The organism is Arthrobacter hankyongi (assembly GCF_022012395.1).
In the GTDB taxonomy this organism is placed as follows: Bacteria; Actinomycetota; Actinomycetes; order Actinomycetales; family Micrococcaceae; genus Crystallibacter; species Crystallibacter hankyongi.
On record NZ_JAKLTQ010000007.1, the window covers coordinates 79,727 to 99,464 of the forward strand.

Here is a 19,738-nt window from a genome sequence, read left to right on the forward strand (position 1 = left end):
TCACTGACGCCGCGCTTGCGTGCCGACGGGGCAATGATGGGCTTGTTCCGCACGATTACAAGTTAACTTGGCACGGGATGAGGGTCAATGACGCAGCCACCCTGCTGAGGAGGTTCCGCAGGACAGCCCCGCCGCGGCGGGCCGGTCCTGGGCCGGTATTCCGGCCCAGGACCTCAGGATACGCGTGACTCCGTTCCTGCCCGTGGGTTCAGCCGCGTTTCCAGGCCATCGGCGGCCTGGCGCACCAGGTTGCCGAATTTTTCCACCATGGCCGGCGTGATGCGGTATTCGGGGCCGGCCACCGAGAGCGACGCGACCACGCGGCCGCCAAGCGTGACCGGAGCCGCGACTGCACACACCCCGTCGTCCAGTTCCGACCGGCTGGCGGCATACGGCGCCTTCAGCTGCTCCTGCAGGGTCAGGATCAGGCGGTCCCGGTTCCTGGCCGGCATCGACGGATCGACCCGGTCCAGGTAGCGGCGGATCCATGGCTCGCCCTGGCTGGCCAGCAGCACCCTGGCCCCGGCCCCGCGGTGCAGCGGTTGGATCGCCCCCGGGGCGTAGGAGATTCTGATCGCCATATCCGACTCGCGGATCGCGGTGCACGTTGCGTAGTCCCCCGACTGCTCGATGAGCAGCGCCGTCTCCCCGGTGGCCTGCCGGAGCTCTTCGAGCACGTCCACTGCTGCCAGGCGCACGTGCGTGGAGGTATCCACCGACTCCGCCAGGGCCAGCACGCGGGTGGTGAGCACGTAGCGTCCGCCGCCGGCTTCCTCCACCAGCGCCATTTCCCGCAGGAGCGAGACGTAGCGGTAGGCCGAGGGAATGGAGATGGAGATCATCGAGGCGATCTCCTCCGCCGTCAGGGACTGGTGGTCCTCAAACAGCAGCAGCACGTTGAGGACGCGGCGGGCGCTGTCGACGCCGGGAGTCTTGCCGCTTCCTGCCATGTTGATTCACTTCCTTCTGGGTATGCTGACTTTACCGCTGCGGCCGGCGCCGCGGTAAGCGGCGCCGGCTGTACCGGTCAGGCGTCAAATGTTGCGACCAGGCGGGCCTGCTCGAGGATGTTGCCGGCGTAGGCGGCCAGGAACTCTTCCCGCGAGGGGGTGCCCGCTACCTTGGTGTCGAGGGCGTAGACCCAAAAATAGTAGTGGTGGGTGCCGTGGCCGGCCGGCGGCTGCGGGCCGGTGTACGCGGCTTCGCCGATACCGTTGGGGCCCAGCCGGACTTCACCGCTGACCAGCCCGTCCACCGGAGCGATTCCATAGGCGGTCCAGTGCGTGAACCCGTTGGCCAGCGGCGCGTCCGGGTCGTGCAGGATCAGGGCCAGCTCCACCGTTCCGGCGGGGACTCCCGAGACCGAGACCTTCGGGGTTTCGTTGCCGTAGTCGGCGGCGAACCGGTCCGGAATGCGCGCTCCCGGTTCGATCTCGTCGACCGTTACTTTCAGATCCTGGATGTTGAGGGGCATGAGGCCTGGCCTTTCATATCGATTGCGGGGAAACGTGTGGTGATCGCCCGGGCTATCGCCTCCGGTGCGACCTCCGGGATGTAGTGGTCACAGTCCGGGACCGTGATGTAGCTGAAGTCGGGGCGCTCCTGCTGGGACCGGGCGTAGGCCCGGGGCGAGACAATCGCGCTGTGTTCGCCGCGCAGCACCGCCACCGGCACGCGGACCGACCGGAAGGCTTCGGCGAAGTCGGTGCGGAAGCTGTCCACCGTGCCGCGCATGGCCTCCGGGTCCGCCAGCGGCAGGAAGCGGTCTTCCTGCCGCTGGTAACCGTAGGCGGCCCGGCGCTGCAGTGCGGCCCGCGGGGTCCGCGGGTACCGCGCGCACAGGTAGTCGACGATTTCCGCCTCGGTGCCGAAACTGCGGAATCCGCCCAACACCCTGTTCTCCAGGTCGTCGATCACCTGCGGTTCCACGAAGGGCAGGTAATCGACGGCCACGACGCCGGCGAACAGTTCCGGTGCCGCGTCCGCCGCGACGACGGCGTTCCGGGCACCCAGCGAGTGCCCGACCAGGACCACGTCCTTCAGCCCGAGGCTGGACACCAGGCCCAGGATGTCCCGGGCGAAGTCCTGCTGCGAGTAGCCGTGGGCCGGCTTGCTGCTGCGCCCGTGGCCGCGCTGGTCCAGCGCGACCGCCCGGTAGCCGCCGTCCAGATGCCCGATCACGCCGTCCCACACGCCGAGGCTGGCGGAGGTGCCGTGCAGGAAGAGCAGCGGCCGGCCTTCCCCGCTGTCCCGGAAGCACAGTCGCGCGCCGTCGACCTCGGCATACTGCAGGCTGGTGCTGTCCATCGGTCAGACCGGGGTGATTTCGGACAGGGTCTTGCGTACCGCCACCAGGCCCTTGATGATGTCGGCGCGCTTGGCGTCCACCTCACCCTCGGCGTAGTCGTAGAGGCCCTGGCCGCTCTTCATGCCCAGCCGCCCCGCGGCGGTCAGCTTGCCCACCAGCTCCGGAACGTCCTTGCGGTCGTCCAGGTCCTGGTTCAGGTAGCCGGCCACGGACTCGTAGATGTCCAGGCCCGCCATGTCCACCAGGCGCATCGGCCCGATCACGGCGAGCTTGTAGCCGACGCCCCACTTGATGCAGGTGTCCAGGTCCTGCTGGGTGGCGACACCCTCTTCGAGCAGGGACATGCATTCGCGCAGGACGGCGTACAGCACCCGGTTCTCGACGAACCCGGCCTTCTCCTTCTCCCGCACGGCCTCGTAGCCGAAGGACTCGACGATGGTGACGAGTTCCTTCTCCACCTCTTCGGAGGTCTGCTCGCCCTTGATGACTTCGATCATCGGGATCAGGTGGGGCGGGTTGGACCAGTGCATCCCGATGAAGCGTTCCGGGTGCTGCAGGGTTTCGGCCATCGTGGTGATCGGGATGCCGGAGGTGTTGGTGGCGATGATGGTGGACGGGTCCACCAGACCCTCGACCTGGGCCAGGACCGTCCGCTTGAGCTCCAGCTTCTCGGGGACCGCCTCGATGACGAAATCGGCGCCGTCGAGGGCGGCCCGCAGGTCCGTCTCGTAGGTGACCGAGCCGCCGTCGACGGACGGGGTGCCCAGCTCGTCCAGCACGGCGGCGGCGCCGTCGATGACCTTCCGGGCCCGGTCGAGCGCGTCCTGGCTGATGTCGTTGAGCCGGACCTGGCTGCCGCTGCGGGCCAGCAGCGCGGCGATGCCGGGGCCCATGCTGCCGGAACCGATGACGGTGGTGATGGCGGGAATTGGCATGTCTCTCCTTGAAGTTCTGCAGGCGGGGGCTAGAGGCGTCCGGACTTCTCCAGGCGGTCGAGCCGGCGGTTGTAGTAGTTCCAGAAGTTGTTGCGGGCCTTGGGCCGGTAGATTTCCTCGAGCTTGAAGTCGGTTTCCTCCTGCGGAGGCAGCCGGTAGTCGTAGCCGGACGTGGCCAGGGTCAGATGGAACTTGCACGCCCGTTCCAGGAACACCCCGGCGAGGGTGACGTCCTGGACGGTCTCGCCGACGAAGCTGCAGCCGTGGTTGCTCAGCAGGATGGCCAGCGAACTGCCCATGGCCGTGGCATGCTCCTTGCCCAGCTCGATGCTCGTGATGATGTTCGAGGTCAGGTCGAAGCGCGGCACCCCGTCCTTGGCGAACCAGACACCTTCGTTGGTGTAGGGGCCGAATTCCGCGGTGGTGGTGGCGAAGGCCGTGGTGTAGAAGGGGTGCGAGTGGCCGATGAAGTTCACGTCCGGGCGGGCCAGGTAGAGCTCGGAGTGCAGCGGCCATTCCAGGTGCAGGATGCCCTTGCCCTCGAGCACGTTGCCTTCGAAGTCCACGAGCAGGAAGTCCTCGGCCTGCACCTCGTCCAGGCCGAGGTTGCCGCGCTTGAGCCACATGCCGCGGCCTTCCGGGTCGCGGTAGCTCATGTGGCCCAGGGACATGTCCCCATGCCCTTCCATCTCCAGGATGCGGTGGGCGCGGGCCAACTGGTGCAGGGTGCTGAGGACGGACTGGTCGTTGCTGTAGAGGCTGTCGAAATCTTGCATGATTGCGGATTCTCCTGATGGATCGATGGGGGCTAGGACAGGGAGGCCTGGTATTCGGCGACGGTCATGCCGCCGACCCGGTGGTGGACTCGGGCTCCGGTGGAGACGGCCACGCAGATCAGCAGCTCGTCCGGGCGCGGACCGTCCGGGACCTGGAACGGGATCGCGTCGTAGTGCGACCGCACGTAGACCTCGTCCTTGAAGGCCAGCGGGATGTCGATCGCGGTGCCGGCGGCGGCGGTCTTCGTGGCGGAGGAAATCCAGGCGTCACCTCCACCGATGGCGTCGCGGAAGGCATTGCCGAAGACGGTGGTGACGCAGGCGACCACGTGGTCCTGTTCGCCGGACAGGCCGGCGATGCCGCCCTTGCCGTAGCCTTCGACCTTCCGTCCGCCCAGCAGCGCGACGGCGCGGCGTCCCAGCTCGGTGCCCAGCGCGGCGCTCGGGGCGGTCAAGGGCGAGAGGTCCTCGACGTACCGCCCGGCGAACGGGTTCCGGATGACGGCGCCGACGCAGGCCTTCAACAGGGGCTCTTCGGCCGCCGGGCCGCCCTCGTGGACGATTTCCTGGATGGTGCTGTGGAACTCCCGGACTTCGTAGAAGTCCCCGATCAAATAGGTCATTTCCGTGCTCCTGTCAGGGCGTGGCGCCCCGGGTCGGTGGGGTCGTACTTGGCGGTTTCGAGATTCTCCTCGGTGAACTGGTTGCCCTTGGCCATGCCCCGGTTCGCCGCGTAGTCGGCCGAGCGGCGCTGGCAGCGCTCGGTGACCGGGTGCTCCAGCCGGTCCCACTCGACCAGCGCGTCAGGCAGGTCCCCGAGGCTGGCCTCGGTAGCGGCCACGGCCAGGGTGTAGGCGTTCTGCATCGCGGTGCCGGCGCCCTGGGCCAGGGCCGGGCACATGGCGTGGGCGGCGTCGCCGACCAGCGCCACCCGGCCTTCGCTCCACTTTTCCAGCACCGTGGTCTCGTAGCCGTAGTACTTCGGGTCCGGAGCCTGGGCCGCCGCCGCCAGGACCGGGGCCAGTTCGGGATAGGCCGAGGTCCACAGCTCAAGGTCGATCGGCGTGCGGCTGCCCTGCTCGTCGGCGCGGGGGGCGCCGAGCGCGATGTACAGCTCCCGCTCGTTGCAGGGAACATAGAGCACGCGCAGGTAGCGCGGTTCCAGGTTCCAGAAGTCGATGACGTTGTCCCACTCGCCCTCGCCCAGCTCGTCCTTCAGCCGCGGCACCAGGAAGCGGGTGATGCCGTCGCGGGACTTCCACCGCTCCTGCTCGAAGCCGATCGAATCACGCACCTGGGACTTCACGCCGTCGGCCCCCACCACGAGGTCCGCCTCCAGCGTCCGGCCCGAGGCCAGGGTCAGCGTCCCGGCCGGCGAGGCCGCGACGACCTCCGACCCGGTCACGATCTCGACACCGGCCCTCTGGGCCGCTTCCAGCAGGCACTTGTAGAGGTACGGGCGGGTGGCGGTGCGCCAGAAGAGCCCGCCGAAGTCCTCGTGCGAGACGCTTTCGTGGTGCATGCGCGTCTCGTAGAAGGGAGGCGTCATGGAATCCTGCAGGACCGCCTCGAGGGCCCCGATGGATTCAAGCACCTTCAGGCTGTTGTGCCACAGGACGATGCCCGCGCCCTGTTCACGCAGTTCGTTGCCGCTTTCGTGGACCCGGACCGTCCAGCCCATCCGGGCCAGCGCCGTCGCCGCGGTCAGGCCGGCAAAGCCTGCCCCGGCGATCTCGGCGTGCCGTCCGTTTTTCTCCGTCATTGTCAGCATGGTTGTCCTCCCGCTCCCGTCAGTTGGCCTTCGAGTTCTCGATGAACTCGTTGGTGTAGACGGCGGAGGTTTCCGGGGTGCTCTTGATGACCTTCTGGTCGGCCAGGATGCCGATGGTGGACTTCCACCGCTGCTCATCCATGGCGCCCAGGCCCTGCTTCTTGGTCTGGTCCGAGGTGAAGGTGAAATCGACGTCGGCCTTCAACTGCGCGGCGAAGAGGTCCTTCTTGTCCGCCAGTTCCGGGGAGGACCCGGCCAGCAGCGCGGCGGCATCGTCCGGGTTCTGGGCCACCCAGTCGAAGGCCTTCAGGTAGGCGTTGGTGAACCGCTGCACCAGGTCCGGATTGCTTTCGATCAGCTTGTCCGTGGTGAACAGGCCGGAACCATAGGCGTCGTACCCGAAGTCGGACCCACGCAGGATGCTCAGTTTGTCCTTGCCGCCGGCATGCTGCTCCAGCAGCGGAACCTCGGCGTCTTCGTAGCAGACGACCGCGTCCACCTGCTTCTGCATCAGGTAGTTCTCAAAGGGCGGGGTGACGGTCAGCTCCTTGACGGACTTCTTGTCGATGCCGTTCTTGGCCAGCAGCGCCTGGTAGAAGATGTAGGTCGAACCTGCAGTGTGGACGCCCATGGTCTTGCCCTGCAGGGAGGCCGGGCTGGTGAGCTCCACGTTGTCCTTCAGCGAGCACAGGCCAAGCGGCGAGACTTGGTTGACGGCGGCGATAGCCTTCACCGGAACATCCTGGGTGCGGGCCGTGACCAGCGAGGGCAGGTCGGCGAAGCCGAAGTCGGCGCCGCCGGTGCCGACCAGGCGAAGGGTGTTCGGCGAGCCGGTGCCGATATTGATGGCGGTGACGTCGATGCCCTCGTCTTTGAAGTAGCCCTTGTCCTTGGCCACCTGGAACATGGCATGGTTCCCGCGGACCTGGTAGTCCAGCTGCACGGTCACCTTGTCGGGACCGGCTGCCTCAGGTTTGGCTTCAGCCTGGCTGGAACTGGACCCGCAGGCGGTCAGGAGCAGGAGGCTGCCGGCGGCCAGGGACGCTGTCAGGGCATGGGAAATCTTCATGATGACTCTCCTTAGTTAAGGTGGAGCAAGAAAGGTGGAGCGGATCGGACGGTGATTGGGTCGCGGGGACCGTCAGTTAGTCGCCTGAAGGGTGATGTGCGGGTACTTCCGGGCGAGCAGGTACTCGGCCAGGGACATGGCGTAGTAGAGGACCAGGCCGAGGAGGGAGACCAGGATCAGGGCCGCGAACATCAGCGGGGTGTCCAGCTGGGTCGAGGCGAACTGGATGAGGTAGCCGAGCCCGTTCTGGGCGCCGGCGAACTCGGCGACGACGGCGCCGATCACGGCGAGGGTGATGGCGATCCGGAGTCCGGCAAAGAGGTAGGGCAATGAGGTGGGGATCTGGATCTGGGTGAGGACCTGGTTGCGGGTGGCCCCGATGGAGCGCATCAGCAGCAGCAGTTCCTTGTCGATGGCCTTGAGTCCGACCAGCATGTTCAGCGTGATGGGGAAGAAGGCGATGACCACGATGAGGATGATTTTCGGGGCCAGCCCGTAGCCGAACCAGAGGATGAAGATGGGCGCCAGCGCCACCTTGGGCACCACCTGGAACAGCACGATCAGCGGGTAGAGGGCACGCTCCACCCAGTGGAAGCGGGCCAGGGCAAGTGCCAGCACCATCCCGACGACGATACTGAAAAGGAATCCTTGAAGGATTTCCTCGGTGGTAACCCAGGTGGCGTCCAGCAGCATTTCGCGGGAAATCCACATTTCCTGCATGAATTCGCTGGGCTTGGCAATGACGAAGCTGGATAAATTCAATACTCCGACGCTTATTTCCCAAATCAGGACCACCGCCACAAATACCGCGGCACTGGGCCAGATCCGCACCAGCCAGGATTTGAATTTCCGGACGGATTCCCGATTTACGGCACCGGCCGGGTGTCCTGCGGGTGGCCGGCCCAGCCTGTCCGAGGTTTTCCGGATGAGAGTTCCGGTGCTGTCATTGGTCATCAGGCCACCGCCTTCGGCTCAAGCTGATGGCGCAGATGCGCCGCGTATTCCTGGAAGGTCGGAGTGTCGAAGACTTCAAGGGTGCGCGGCCGGGGCAGGTCGATTTCCAGGGTTTCGACGATCCGGCCCGGCTTGGTACCCATCACGTGGATGACGTCCGAGAGGAAGACCGCCTCCGGAATCGAGTGGGTGACAAAGACGACTGTCTTGCGGGTCTCGGCCCAGACATCGGCCAGACGCAGGTTCATCTCGTCGCGGGTGATCGCATCCAGCGCCCCGAAGGGCTCGTCCATCAGCAGGATCTGGGGGTCCAGCGCCAAGGCGCGGGCAATGGAGACGCGCTGGGCCATGCCACCGGAGAGCTCATGCGGAAGCTTGTGGGCAGCTTCGGTGAGGCCGACCATCTCCAATGCCTTGGCGGCCGCCTCCTCAATGTCCGCTCCGCGCTTCCGGCGGGTGGCGATCTGGCGCAGCATCCGGGCGTTCTCCAGTGCAGTCTTCCACGGAAGCAGGGCCGCCTTCTGGGGTACCAGCCCGAACTGGCGGCGGCGGACCGCCTCCCCCACGGGCACCCCGTTGACCGTGACGTCCCCCGCGCTGGCGCTCTCGATGCCGCCCAGGATCTTCAGCAATGTGCTTTTGCCGCAGCCGGACGGGCCCAGCAGTGAAACGAAACTGTGCGGCTGGATTTCCAGGTCGAGCCCCTCGAGCACGGTTACCGCGGACGCACCGCTGCCGTACCGTTTCTCGACACCTTCCGCCTTGATTCCTTCAAACTCCATGAAGTGCACCTCTCTACTGATCTGTGCCTCATCGGTCGTTATTAGCATCTAATAGCTAGCTCTTAGCATGAGAGAATATAGAGCAGAGCATGCAGGCGTCAATGGTTATTTGTTAACTTTGCGTTTCACCTGAAGAAGCGAGCATTTTCCTGTCCGCCGCCTTCCCGCTGTACGGGAATTTAAGTCGCAGGCCGGGGGCGCCTGACCGCCTTTCACCCGGAACCCTCCGTGCCGCCCCGATGCACGATGTCTTCGTGAATCGGAGTCACGGAGTGACAGAGTTCCAGAGGCCCGGACACGCGCTTCACAAGCGCCGGCCATTACCTACGCCGGCTATTACCTATGCGCGGACGGGGCCATGATGGGCCCCTCCTCACCGTTCCACGCCAACGCACGGTTCACGACGCCTTCCAGCAATCCAGGCGATGGCAAAGTCCGGGCGGGCGCAGCCCGGCGCCGTGATACCGGCGCACCGGCCACAGCCGTGAGCGCGGCCGCAGGCCCCCAGCACGCCGGTGGACTTTGCAGCAGCCCTGCGAGAAGGCCTTTCTGTCATCGGCACTGGCTAAGCTGGGCCGGTGAACATCCTCCGTTCGGCGCTAACCGCGCAAAGACTGCTGGGCGAAGAACCGGCGTGGAGGATGCTGCGCGCCCGGAACGCTGCTGTGGCGGTGGCGCTGCTGGGCGGGCACCTTGGCGGCGAGCAGCGCCGCCTGCCGGCACCGGTGCTCTTCGAACGGCTCGAGGAAGACCTTGAGGAGTTGCGCGGCAACGGTTTCGACCTGCCGCAAACGGCCCAGGCCTACTGCGCGGAATGGCGCAACGAGAATATCCTGATCCGGCGCACCTCGGAGGCCGCCCGCGAAGAGACTCTGGAGCTCTCCCAGGGTGCGTTCGCGGCCATTCGCTTTGTCAGCCAGCTCGCCGAACCCCGCCAGGCGGTCACCGAGTCCCGCCTCGCTACCATTCTCGACCGGCTCCGGGTGCTGGCCCGCGACACCGATCCGGACACCGCTGCGCGCCTGGCGTCGCTGCAGGAGGAACGGGACCGGCTGGATCAGCTGATCGGCCGGGTCGCCGCCGGCGACGTCGATATTCTCCCTCCGGAACAGGCCGTGGAGCGTGCCCGGGACATCCTGTCCCTGGTCGAAGAAGTTCCCGCCGATTTCGCCCGCGTCCGCGGCGACCTGGAGAAGCTCAACCGGTCGCTCCGCGAGCGGCTGATCGGGCAGGAAGAATCCCGCGGCACGGTGCTCGAGGACATCTTCCGCGGCGTCGACCTGTTGGAACAATCGGAGGCCGGCCGCAGCTTCAGCGGATTCTATGCCCTGCTGCTGGACCCCGAACGCGGACTCGAGTTCGAAGACAGCATCGCCGGCATCCTGGAACGGGACTTCATCGAACGCCTCACCCCGGCCCAGACCCGCACCTTGCGGCGCATCCTGCCCACCCTGCAGGACCGCAGCTCGGAAATCCACGCAGTCATGACGGCCTTCAGCCGCAGCCTGCGCCGTTTCGTCCAGTCCCAGGAACTGCAGGAGGACCGGCTCATCAACCAGAGTCTGCGCAACGCCCTCAGGGAGGCGATGGACACGGCCCGGACCGTCCGCCCGTATGCCCGGACGCAGCTGGTCCTGGACCTGACCAGCGTCCCGCTCGGGTCCGTGTCGGCGCTGAAACTACACAACCCTGCCGATTTCGAGTCAGCGCAGGAAGTCATCGCCCATGAACCGGCACCGGTGAACATCGAGGATCTGCGCGAGCTGGCCCGCGCCTCGGAGATCGATTTCAAGGAACTGACCGGCAACATAAACCGGGTCCTCGACGCACAGGGACCGGCCACCATTTCGGACGTCCTGGCCGCGCATCCCGCAACCCAGGGCGTCGCCAGCGTGGTGGGCCTGCTCGTCCTGGCCGAGGAGCAAGCGCGCCCGCTGGACGGCCGCGAGGACATCGCCTGGCAGTCCGCCCAGGGCGTCATCCGCCGCGGCAGCGTGGGCCGCTACCTGTTCTGCGAAAGGATCAATCCGTGACCGAGCCAGCCATCGCCTCCGGTGGCGTGCCTGCCGTGCAGGGCTCCGGCGTCGCACTATGGGACGGCGACCCCGGCGCCCTGCGCGAGCCGTCCCGCCGCACCCTGGTCCAGCTGCTGCGGGGCCCGTATCTCTCGGCCGCAAGCCATTCGAATCTGTGGACCGCGCTCCTCGCGGACGAGGAGTCGATCCGTTCCCGGCTGGCGGACCTGTTCCTGGAGCTCGTCATGGACGAGGCGGCGCAGGTTGCCTTTGTGCGCAATATCAGTGCAGAGGCCGAGACGCCCAAGGTCCTGCGCACCGCCACACTGACCTTCCTGGACACTGCGCTGCTGCTGCACCTGCGCCAGCAGCTGCTCCATGAAGCCGGCGGCGGCAAGACCATCGTCGGCGCTGACGAAGTAGCGGACCAGCTGCAGGTGTACCGCGGCAAGGACAATGCGGACCCGGCAGGGTTTGCCAAGCGGGTCAATTCCTCGTGGCAGAAAATGGTCAAGTACGGGCTGCTGGCCGCCACGTCCACCGAGGGCCGGTACGAGGTCTCACCGGTCCTGCGGCTGGTCTTCGGGCCGGAGGAAATCGCCGCGGTGCAGCAGGAGTACCGCCGGCTCGCCGCCGAGGCCCGCCCGGATTCCGACGTCGACGACGGCGTAGCGTCCGAGGGTGCGGACACCGCCGGGGATGAGGAGGGCGAATGACCCCCGACGATCGCGCCGTCGGCAGCCGGATCCGCCCGGGCCAATGGCGCCTGGACCGGCTGGAGGTCCTGAACTGGGGTACCTTCCAGGGCCATCACCGGGTGGACGTTGCCCGCCGGGGCTTCCTGCTCACCGGGCACTCCGGCTCCGGCAAGTCCTCGCTGGTGGACGCAGTCTCGGCGGTGTTGACGCCGCGGATGCAGCTGCGTTTCAACGCTGCCGCGCAGGACACCGCCGCCCGCGGGGAAGACCGCAGCCTGGTCAGCTATCTGCGCGGCGCCTGGCGGCGCAGTGCGGACGAGGAAACCGGAGAAGTTTCCAGCGACTACCTGCGCACCGGGGCCACCTTCAGCGGCATCCTGCTGCGGTACACGAACGGCACCGGCGGCAAGCCCGTGGTCCTGGCCAAGCTCTACCACCTGCGCCGCGGCAGCAATACGCCGGCCGAAGTGTCCGAGCTCAGCCTGCTGCTGCAGGACGAGGCGTCGTTGACGGACTTCGTCGACTATCTGCGCAACGGCCTGGAGACACGGCGGATCAAGGCGGCGTGGCCGGATGCCTACATCACGGACCAGCATGCGCGGTTCTCCGCCCGCTTCTGCCGGCTGCTCGGCATCCAGGGCGAGAACGCCGTGCTGTTGCTGCACAAGACGCAGTCCGCGAAATCGCTGGGCAACCTGGACGAGCTGTTCCGGTCCTTCATGCTGGACAGACCGAAGACCTTTGCGCTGACGGAAAACGCCGTGGCGCAGTTCGGCGAGCTGTCCGAGGCCCACCGGCTCGTGGTGGAAGCCCGCACGCAGGTGGAGCTGCTGCGCCGGCTGGAGGAACCGTCCCGGATCTTCGAGGACAGCAGCGCGGCCGCGGCCGCCGCCGAACAGCTGGCCCAGGCGCTGCCGGCCTTCAAGGACGCCTGGAAGCTGAAGCTGGCCGAGCACGAGCGGGCCGACGCGGAGGCGGCCGTGCGTGCTGCCGACCATGCGGTGTCCCAGGCAACGGCGCTGACCGGCGAGCTCGAAGCCGCGCACAGCCTGGCCCGCCACCAGGCGGACCAGCGCGGCGGCCAGGCTCTGAAAGTCCAGCAGGAGCGGCTGGACCTGGCCGCTGAACAGGAACGCGATGTCCGTGTCCGCCGGGCCGAGGCTGCCGGGCGGCTGGACGCGGTCAGCGTGCCGTTCCCGGAAACCTTTGCAGAATTCGAGGAACTGCGTGCCACCGCCCGCACGGAACGGGCCGCGCTGGAAGCCGCCCAGCAGCAGGGCAAGGCCGCGCTGCTGCAGCTGCACGAGGAATTCGCCGCGGCCAAGGCCTCGGTGCGGGACCTCGAGAAGGAACTGGCCTCGCTCCGCGGCAGGCGCTCCAACCTGCCGGACCGCCTGGTCACGGCCCGGCAGCGGGTCGCCGCGGCCGCCGGGATGCCGGCCGCGGCCTTTCCGTTCGCCGGTGAACTGCTGCAGGTGCGCAGCGAATTCGCCGACTGGACGGGCGCCGTCGAACGCGTGCTGCGGCCGCTGGCCACCGTGATGCTGGTTCCCGAAGCCCACATTGCCGCCGTACGCGAGGCCGTGGACGGACTCTTCCTCGGCACACGGTTGGTGTTCGAGAGCGTGCCGGCGCACCCGGAGCCGGTGCGGGCGGCGCATTCCGCCAATTCGCTGGTGCACCGCGTCGAGGTGCAGCAGGGCCCCCTGTCCGCCTGGCTGTCCGCGGTGCTCTCCCGCCAGTACGACTTCGAATGCGTCGAGTCCCCGGCGGGGCTGGCCGGCCCGGATCAGGCCGTGACGAGGGCGGGACAGGTCAAACGCTCACGCTCCCGCCATGAGAAGGACGACCGGAGCCGGGTTGATGACCGCAGCCAGTGGCTCCTTGGCTTCGACAACGCGGACAAGGTGGAACACCTCGTGGTGCTGCTGAAGCAGACCCGTGCTGCGCAGGCCGAGGCGGAAGAACGGCTGAACCGGGCCCAGGCGGCGCAGGACGCCGAACAGCAGCGGGTCCGGGCACTGGAGTTCCTGGACCAGCGGGACTGGGACCAGTTCGACGTCGAATCGGCTCTTGGGCGCACCACCGCCCAACGGCAGCGGCTGGACGAACTGCGGGCGGCGAGCAAGGACCTGCAGGCGGCCGAGGCCGCCGCCGAAGAGGCGGCCGCCCGGCTGCAGGCTGCCCGGACGGCACAGCAGGAACGCTTAAGGGAACACGCTGAGGCAGCCGCCGCGCTGGCCGGCATCGTCCGCGTCATCGAGCAGCTCACGGCGTCCGTGGATGCCTGGAATCCGGTGCCCGGCCCGCTCGCTGAGGCCCTCGAACAGCGGTTCCTGGGCGTGCGGCGCAGCATCTCGCATCAGGTGATCGACGACGTCGCCCTCACCGTTTCCAACCGGCTCACCGCAGAGGAGAAACAGGCCACGGCGCTGGCGGACAAAGCCCGCACCGCGTTCATGGCGGCCGCGGCCGAGTTTTCCCGCCGGTGGCCGGCCAAGGCCGGAGACCTGAGTCCCGTCATCGAGGACCGTGCCGGGTACCTGGCCGTGCTCGGCCAGCTCGTCGCGGACCGGCTGCCCGACTTCGAATCGCGGTTCTTCGAGCTGCTGGAACGGCAGTCGCAGCAGAACGTGGCACAGCTGGCCAACGAAATCCGGCGTGCCCCCGGCGAAGTGCGCGAACGGATCGCCCCCGTCAACACGTCGCTGGGCCGGTCCGCCTTCGACGCCGGCCGGTTCCTGAAGATCGTGGTGAAGGAGAACCGCGGCGAACTGGGACGGCAGTTCCTGACGGACCTTCAGACCATCAGCGCCGGCTCGTGGGTGGTGCAGGAACGTGACGCCGCCGAGGCCAAGTTCGAAGTCATGCGGCGGCTGATGGACCGGCTGGCGTCCAGCGAGGCGGCCGACGCGTCCTGGCGCCGGCACTGCCTGGACACCCGCCTGCATGTGCGTTTCACCGCGACCGAGGTCGACGTCGAGGGCCGGACGGTGAACGTCCACGACTCCAGCGCCGGGCTCTCCGGCGGCCAGCGGCAAAAGCTCGTCACGTTCTGCCTGGCCGCCGCGCTCCGCTACCAGCTGGCCGGCGAGGACGAGGACATCCCCCGGTACGGGACCGTGATCATGGACGAGGCATTCGACAAGGCGGACAGCCGGTTCACCCGCATGGCGATGGACATCTTCCACGAGTTTGGCTTCCACATGGTCCTGGCTACACCGCTGAAGCTGCTGCAGACGCTGGAGGACTACATCGGCGGCATGGCCGTGGTGACCTGCAAGGACTTCCGCGATTCCCAGGTCGGCTCGGTGGAGATTGCCGAATCCGGCAGCGACGGTGTGTCCGGACCCGGTGAGCCCGCGGACCTCGAGGCCGCGTCCGAGGCCACCGAGGCGGCACTGTTTTGAGCCCGGTGCCGGTGACTCCGCAGGCGGCCCGCACCCAGGCGCGCAGGAAATATGAGCGCTGGTTCGGCAGCTGGGCCACGTCGCCGACCAACCGGCCGCTCCTTGCCCTGCCGCTGCATCCGCCCACCGAACGGCAGGCCCTCGCCGACGAGGCCTCGGCCATCGCGTGGGTGAAATCGTGGACCGGGATCGAACCGGCGGAGTGGGCCGAACGGCAGTGGGCCAGCCTGGGCCGGCAGTCCGTACCCGAACGGCTGATACTTGACAGGCCGGGCGACGTCGCGGAGTTCTGCGGCATGGGCGCGCACTGGCGGCGGATCTCGCGGCGGTGTGCGCGGATACTCGAGGCTTTTCCCGCTTCAAACAGTGACCTGCAGGCAGCCTTGGTGCGGTCCGCGACTGAGCTGGCGGCCATGGAGGACGACGATTTTACCCGGCTCTTGGACGTGTTGGCGTGGCTGGCCGGGAATCCGGATTCCGGACTCTACGTTCGCCAACTGCCGATCCGCGGGGTGGACTCGAAGTGGGTCGGCACCCGGCGGTCCCTGGTGGAGCGGCTGCATCAGGCAGTCACCGGAGCAAGCAGCCTGGGCCTGGCCGCCAGACCGGAGCTCATCCGCTTGCGCTTCCTCGATCCGGATCTCGCGCCCGGCGGACTGCGGGATGTGTCCGCACCGCTGGCGGAACTGGCTAGACTCGGCGTGCAGCCGCGCACGGTCTTCGTTTTCGAGAACCTGGAATCGGTCCTGGCCATGCCCGAGTGGGCCGGCGCAGTGGTCATCCACGGCTCGGGCTATGCAGTGGAACGGCTGGCCCGCATCCCCTGGGTGCGTGCGACGGGCGTGGTGTACTGGGGCGACCTGGACAGCCACGGATTCGGCATCCTCAACCGGCTGCGCGCCCAGGACCTTGAAGTTCAAGCAGTCCTCATGGACACCGGCACGCTGGATGCCTTCAGCGATTTATGCGTGCCGGAGCCGAAACCCTTCACCGGCGAAACGCAGCACCTGCTGCCCGATGAGCGTCTGGTGCTGCAACAACTGGCCGGGCGTGGAAACGTACGGCTGGAGCAGGAACGCCTTGCCTGGCCGATGTGCCTGGCCGCCCTGCGCTCGGCAACCGGTTTGGGGGCTCTGGGGGAAACGGCCTCGGGGCCTGGACGCTGAGACAACACGGTCTGTTTCTCTGACGCACGACGGCGTGTCGTTTCGCACCGCGGCCAGCGCCCGCCAAGTGCTCCCTGCCGGCAACTCCGCCGAACAATGCCGGTCAGCGCCTTTCTCAAACGGGTGTGCCGAGGGCCTCCTGGGCAACCAGCAGGAGGTCATCGCGGTTGCCCAGCTGCATCGATTCTTCCCCGTACAGTTCGAACGCAATGTCGACTGCTTCCTCTGCGCTCTGGATGCCCAGGGCACGGCAGAGCACGGCGATGTCGTGGATGTCTCGGTCCCGGCCGGCGGCCAGCTTCATGGCCAGTAGGAACCGGGGTGAGGCCACGCGGAGCGTCAGGTTCTCTGCTATGAGGACCGTTGTCGCTTCCAGGTCAGTGCCATTGGGCAGCCAGGCTTTGGCCGAACTATTCAGCCATTTGGGATCCAGGCCCAGGTCTGTGGTCATTTCCCGGGCGACGTCGTTGACCGTTTGTTCCGGCTGATATGTGGCGTCGATGTCGGCGGTCGAGCGGCGGGAGCTGTACTCCAGCGCAATGGCGGCGCCGCCGACCAGGTAGATGTCCGCTGCGACGTCCCGGCCCAGAAGCCGGCGGGCCAGTTCGCGCAGCAGGTCTTTGACCTGCTGCGCATCGTAGGAGGTCCTGCGGACCGCGTTCACGCCGCGTCCAGGTTACGGGCGTCAAACACGATGTTGGCCTCGGCAAATTCTGCCGGCGTGTTCTCGGCCATCCGCTGCTTCCACGCTTGGGATATGCGCCGGCGCGGGGTGGCGTACCATTTGCTGGGCAGCGGAGGGACTTTTGTCCAGGCCGGCGGCTCCATCCCGTGTCGGCGGCACTTATACGCAAGGGTCCGGGCCAGCAGCGCGTCCCAGCGCTTCCGCCCCGTGGACGAGGGCTCTGCAAGGAACAGTCGGCGGTCGGCCGGTCCAAGGCCGTCGAAATAGTCCGCAGCCATCACCAGGATCCGCATGGCAAAATCCCGGTCGCCGTGGCGCAGTTCCCGTTTGATCTCCCGGGCCGCCTGGTCCGCCGTCCAGAAAAGCGCCGATGCAGCTTCGGGGCCGGCGACGCCAAGACCCATATCCAGCTGGGACAGGACCTTCAGGGCGGTTCCCAGCGAAACGTTCCGGCCCCGTTCCAGGTCGACGACGGTCGATCGGCCGACACCCGCGTTCCGGGCGAGCATCTCTTGGGACAATCCGCAGCGAATGCGGTGCTGCTTCACCAACCCACCCAGTTCCCCGGCATCCCGGAAGTGCTGCACTTCAACCCCACCCTTTTGTCGGATATATCAATCATAATGTGCGAATGGCTAGCCGATGAAGTACGTCATGCACCCAGCACCAGCCGGTCCAGCGGGCGGACGGTCTCAGGCCCCGCCGCACCGGCTGACCATTTCGTCGGGTAGTCCTTGAGCACCCCGAGGCGTTCACCGATCCCGATCTGGGCCAGGGTGTGGTTCACCGCTCACTGCAGCCGGCGCTGTCCATCACCGGATCCGGATCCGCAGACCAGGCCACCCGCAGATCTTCGGCGTGCAGGCTCTTCTTGACCACGCAGTTTCACCAGCCAGTCGCCCACCTTGCGCTCGACACCTTCGACCCGGCGATCCCGCTCGTCTTCGACCTCGCCGGCGGCAGCCTGACATTGACGGCTCCGCGTCATCAGCAGCCTGTAGGCGCCCTGAAGCACGGCGGACGCGCGCCCGCCGTCGTGCTCTGATCACCACCGGCAACCGGGGACCAGGCCCCGGCGCCCCGTCAGGCACGTGCCGAAACAGCAGTTGTTACCTTCGTCATGATTGCCGTACATTAGCTACATCACATTCTATTCGATTATGGAACCTAAAGTTCCAATATCGAACACCATCACCAGCTAGCGGCATACAGAAGTGAGGACCACCCGTGCAGTTTCACCATCACGGATACGTATCCGGCGACCCGCGCGTCCAGCCGGCGGCCGGCGTCGGCATTAACCGCCCCACGGAGCTTCCCGACGAGGTCGACGTGCTCATCGTGGGCTCCGGGCCCGCGGGCATGCTGACGGCCGCCCAGCTGTCCCAGTTCCCGGGCATCACCACGCGCCTGGTGGAGCGCCGCGGCGGCCGGCTGGAGCTCGGCCAGGCCGACGGCATCCAGGCCCGCAGCGTCGAGACCTTCCAGGCCTTTGGCTTCGCCGAGCAGATCACCGCCGAGGCCTACTGGCTCACCGAGATGAACTTCTGGCGCCCGGACGAGCAGGATCCCAGGCGCATCGTCCGCGGCGGCCGTGCCATCGATGACGAGATGGGCATCAGCGAATTCCCGCACCTGATCGTCAACCAGGCCCGCGTGCTCGACTACTTCGCCGAGGTCGCGGCCAACTCCCCCACCCGCCTGACCCCGGACTACGGCTGGGAGTTCAGCAGCCTTGAGGTGACCGACGAGGGCGAGTACCCCGTGAAGGTCACGCTGGTCCGCAGCGCCGGCCCGAACGAGGGCCAGGCGCGCACCGTGCACGCCAAGTACGTGGTCGGCTGCGACGGCGCGCGCAGCAAGGTCCGCGCCTCGATCGGCTGCACCCTGGCCGGCGACGCGGCCAACCATGCCTGGGGCGTCATGGACGTGCTGGCCAACACCGACTTCCCCGACATCCGCACCAAGTGCGCCATCCAGTCGCACGACGGCGGCTCCATCCTGCTCATCCCGCGCGAAGGCGGCTACCTGTTCCGGATGTACGTGGACCTGGGCGTGGTGCCCGACGACGACAACGGCAAGGTGCGCCAGACCACGATCGAGCAGATCATCGCCAAGGCCAACGAAATCCTGACCCCCTACACGCTCGACGTGCGCAGCGTCGCCTGGCACAGCGTGTACGAGGTCGGCCACCGCCTCACCGACCGGTTCGACGACGTGCTCGCGGAGGACCGCGGCACCCGCACCCCGCGCGTCTTCATCACCGGCGATGCCTGCCACACCCACTCCGCCAAGGCCGGCCAGGGCATGAACGTGTCCATGCAGGACGGCTTCAACCTCGGCTGGAAGCTGGGGCACGTGCTCGAGGGCCGCAGCCCGGAGAGCCTGCTCTCCACCTACTCGGCCGAGCGCCAGGTCATCGCGAAGAACCTCATCGACTTCGACAAGGAATGGTCGACGATGATGGCCAAGAAGCCCGAGGAGTTCGCCGACCCCTCGGAGCTCGAGGACTTCTACGTGCGCACCGCCGAATTCCCGGCCGGGTTCATGACCGAGTACAAGCCCTCGATGCTCACCGCCGAGCGCACCCACCAGGACCTGGCCACCGGGTTCCCGATCGGCAAGCGCTTCAAGTCCGCGAAGGTCTCCCGCGTCTGCGACACCAACCCGATCCACCTCGGCCACCAGGCCACCGCCGACGGCCGCTGGCGGATCTACGTCTTCGCGGACGCGGCGCAGGCCGGCGCCCAATCGCCGGTCGCGGACCTGGCCGAATGGCTGGCGAACGCCCCGGAGTCACCGCTCGCGGCCACCCCGGAGGGCGCGGACCTCGACGCCTGGTTCGATGTGAAGGTCATCTACCAGCAGAAGCACGAGGACATCGACATCACGGCCGTGCCTAGCGTGTTCAAGCCCGCGGTCGGGCCGTTCCAGCTGACCGACCTCGAGAAGGTCTACGGCACGGCCAAGGACGAGGACATCTTCGATGTGCGCGGGCTCTCCCGCGACGGCGTCGTCGTGGTCGTCCGCCCGGACCAGTACGTGGCCAACGTGCTGCCGCTGACCGCAACGGCCGAACTCGGGGCGTTCTTCGCTCCGCTGCTGCGGACCGGCCAGCCGCAGCACTGACCCATCTGAGATAACGGAAGGACGACGGCGGCACCTGCGTGCC

Annotated in this window: 17 protein-coding genes and 1 pseudogene; 5 read left to right on the forward strand and 13 right to left on the reverse strand. The window is 67.3% G+C overall.

The features are described from left to right. Positions 1-173: 173 nt before the first annotated feature. From LVY72_RS11430 to LVY72_RS11475, 10 genes are all read right to left on the reverse strand, one after another. A complete protein-coding gene (locus LVY72_RS11430; RefSeq protein WP_237820915.1) occupies positions 174-950 on the reverse strand; it encodes an IclR family transcriptional regulator in 777 nt (258 codons plus the stop codon). 77 nt (positions 951-1,027) lie between these two features. Then, on the reverse strand, positions 1,028-1,474 hold the full coding sequence (locus LVY72_RS11435) for a YbhB/YbcL family Raf kinase inhibitor-like protein (protein WP_237820917.1): 447 nt from the start codon (positions 1,472-1,474) through the stop codon (positions 1,028-1,030). After that, the gene (locus LVY72_RS11440; RefSeq protein ID WP_237820919.1) at positions 1,450-2,307 is read right to left on the reverse strand and encodes an alpha/beta fold hydrolase; all 858 of its coding nucleotides are present in this window, start codon (positions 2,305-2,307) and stop codon (positions 1,450-1,452) included. Before LVY72_RS11440 ends, LVY72_RS11435 begins: the two co-directional genes overlap by 25 nt. Positions 2,308-2,310: 3 nt before the next feature. Beyond that, the gene (locus LVY72_RS11445; protein ID WP_237820920.1) at positions 2,311-3,243 is read right to left on the reverse strand and encodes a 3-hydroxyacyl-CoA dehydrogenase NAD-binding domain-containing protein; all 933 of its coding nucleotides are present in this window, start codon (positions 3,241-3,243) and stop codon (positions 2,311-2,313) included. Between the two features lie 29 nt (positions 3,244-3,272). Continuing rightward, complete coding sequence (locus LVY72_RS11450) at positions 3,273-4,019, reverse strand: class II aldolase/adducin family protein (protein WP_237820922.1); 747 nt, start codon at positions 4,017-4,019, stop codon at positions 3,273-3,275. Between the two features lie 32 nt (positions 4,020-4,051). Next, on the reverse strand, positions 4,052-4,642 hold the full coding sequence (locus LVY72_RS11455; protein WP_237820924.1) for an amino acid synthesis family protein: 591 nt from the start codon (positions 4,640-4,642) through the stop codon (positions 4,052-4,054). After that, complete coding sequence (locus LVY72_RS11460) at positions 4,639-5,781, reverse strand: FAD-dependent oxidoreductase (protein ID WP_237820926.1); 1,143 nt, start codon at positions 5,779-5,781, stop codon at positions 4,639-4,641. Before LVY72_RS11460 ends, LVY72_RS11455 begins: the two co-directional genes overlap by 4 nt. Before the next feature lie 28 nt (positions 5,782-5,809). Next, a complete protein-coding gene (locus LVY72_RS11465) occupies positions 5,810-6,859 on the reverse strand; it encodes an ABC transporter substrate-binding protein (RefSeq protein WP_237820928.1) in 1,050 nt (349 codons plus the stop codon). A gap of 72 nt (positions 6,860-6,931) precedes the next feature. After that, positions 6,932-7,621, reverse strand: a complete 690-nt coding sequence (locus LVY72_RS11470) for an ABC transporter permease (RefSeq protein WP_237820930.1) — start codon at positions 7,619-7,621, stop codon at positions 6,932-6,934. A gap of 191 nt (positions 7,622-7,812) precedes the next feature. Next, a complete protein-coding gene (locus tag LVY72_RS11475) occupies positions 7,813-8,595 on the reverse strand; it encodes an ABC transporter ATP-binding protein (protein WP_237820932.1) in 783 nt (260 codons plus the stop codon). Between the two features lie 578 nt (positions 8,596-9,173). Here LVY72_RS11475 and LVY72_RS11480 point away from each other — a divergent pair. The 4 genes from LVY72_RS11480 to LVY72_RS11495 are packed head-to-tail and all read left to right on the forward strand — an operon-like array spanning position 9,174 to position 15,884. Next, positions 9,174-10,628 carry a DUF3375 domain-containing protein gene (locus tag LVY72_RS11480; RefSeq protein ID WP_237820934.1) on the forward strand — a complete coding sequence of 485 codons (1,455 nt, stop codon included), beginning with the start codon at positions 9,174-9,176 and terminating at the stop codon, positions 10,626-10,628. Then, the gene (locus LVY72_RS11485; protein ID WP_237820936.1) at positions 10,625-11,326 is read left to right on the forward strand and encodes a DUF4194 domain-containing protein; all 702 of its coding nucleotides are present in this window, start codon (positions 10,625-10,627) and stop codon (positions 11,324-11,326) included. Before LVY72_RS11480 ends, LVY72_RS11485 begins: the two co-directional genes overlap by 4 nt. After that, positions 11,323-14,718 (forward strand): ATP-binding protein, encoded by a 3,396-nt coding sequence (locus tag LVY72_RS11490; RefSeq protein ID WP_237820938.1) that lies wholly within the window; start codon positions 11,323-11,325, stop codon positions 14,716-14,718. Before LVY72_RS11485 ends, LVY72_RS11490 begins: the two co-directional genes overlap by 4 nt. Positions 14,719-14,723: 5 nt before the next feature. Continuing rightward, a complete protein-coding gene (locus LVY72_RS11495; RefSeq protein WP_237821144.1) occupies positions 14,724-15,884 on the forward strand; it encodes a Wadjet anti-phage system protein JetD domain-containing protein in 1,161 nt (386 codons plus the stop codon). 115 nt (positions 15,885-15,999) lie between these two features. Here LVY72_RS11495 and LVY72_RS11500 read toward each other — a convergent pair whose 3' ends face one another. From LVY72_RS11500 to LVY72_RS24890, 3 genes and pseudogenes are all read right to left on the reverse strand, one after another. After that, positions 16,000-16,548, reverse strand: a complete 549-nt coding sequence (locus LVY72_RS11500) for a DUF6036 family nucleotidyltransferase (protein ID WP_237820940.1) — start codon at positions 16,546-16,548, stop codon at positions 16,000-16,002. After that, the gene (locus tag LVY72_RS11505) at positions 16,545-17,156 is read right to left on the reverse strand and encodes a helix-turn-helix domain-containing protein (RefSeq protein WP_308190770.1); all 612 of its coding nucleotides are present in this window, start codon (positions 17,154-17,156) and stop codon (positions 16,545-16,547) included. The genes LVY72_RS11500 and LVY72_RS11505 overlap by 4 nt, the downstream gene beginning before the upstream one ends. A 65-nt stretch (positions 17,157-17,221) precedes the next feature. Next, positions 17,222-17,476 (reverse strand): annotated as a pseudogene (locus LVY72_RS24890) (hypothetical protein); the annotation flags it as partial. Positions 17,477-17,796: 320 nt separating this feature from the next. On the opposite strand from LVY72_RS24890, the gene LVY72_RS11515 reads away from it, so the two are divergent. Continuing rightward, positions 17,797-19,695 (forward strand): FAD-binding monooxygenase, encoded by a 1,899-nt coding sequence (locus LVY72_RS11515; RefSeq protein WP_237820944.1) that lies wholly within the window; start codon positions 17,797-17,799, stop codon positions 19,693-19,695. Positions 19,696-19,738: the final 43 nt, after the last annotated feature.

Bases quoted from the DNA above. Each gene is read 5' to 3' on its own strand.
- LVY72_RS11430 (WP_237820915.1), bottom strand. From the start codon at position 950: ATGGCAGGAAGCGGCAAGACTCCCGGCGTCGACAGCGCCCGCCGCGTC.
- LVY72_RS11435 (WP_237820917.1), bottom strand. From the start codon at position 1,474: ATGCCCCTCAACATCCAGGATCTGAAAGTAACGGTCGACGAGATCGAA.
- LVY72_RS11440 (WP_237820919.1), bottom strand. From the start codon at position 2,307: ATGGACAGCACCAGCCTGCAGTATGCCGAGGTCGACGGCGCGCGACTG.
- LVY72_RS11445 (WP_237820920.1), bottom strand. From the start codon at position 3,243: ATGCCAATTCCCGCCATCACCACCGTCATCGGTTCCGGCAGCATGGGC.
- LVY72_RS11450 (WP_237820922.1), bottom strand. From the start codon at position 4,019: ATGCAAGATTTCGACAGCCTCTACAGCAACGACCAGTCCGTCCTCAGC.
- LVY72_RS11455 (WP_237820924.1), bottom strand. From the start codon at position 4,642: ATGACCTATTTGATCGGGGACTTCTACGAAGTCCGGGAGTTCCACAGC.
- LVY72_RS11460 (WP_237820926.1), bottom strand. From the start codon at position 5,781: ATGACGGAGAAAAACGGACGGCACGCCGAGATCGCCGGGGCAGGCTTT.
- LVY72_RS11465 (WP_237820928.1), bottom strand. From the start codon at position 6,859: ATGAAGATTTCCCATGCCCTGACAGCGTCCCTGGCCGCCGGCAGCCTC.
- LVY72_RS11475 (WP_237820932.1), bottom strand. From the start codon at position 8,595: ATGGAGTTTGAAGGAATCAAGGCGGAAGGTGTCGAGAAACGGTACGGC.
- LVY72_RS11490 (WP_237820938.1), top strand. From the start codon at position 11,323: ATGACCCCCGACGATCGCGCCGTCGGCAGCCGGATCCGCCCGGGCCAA.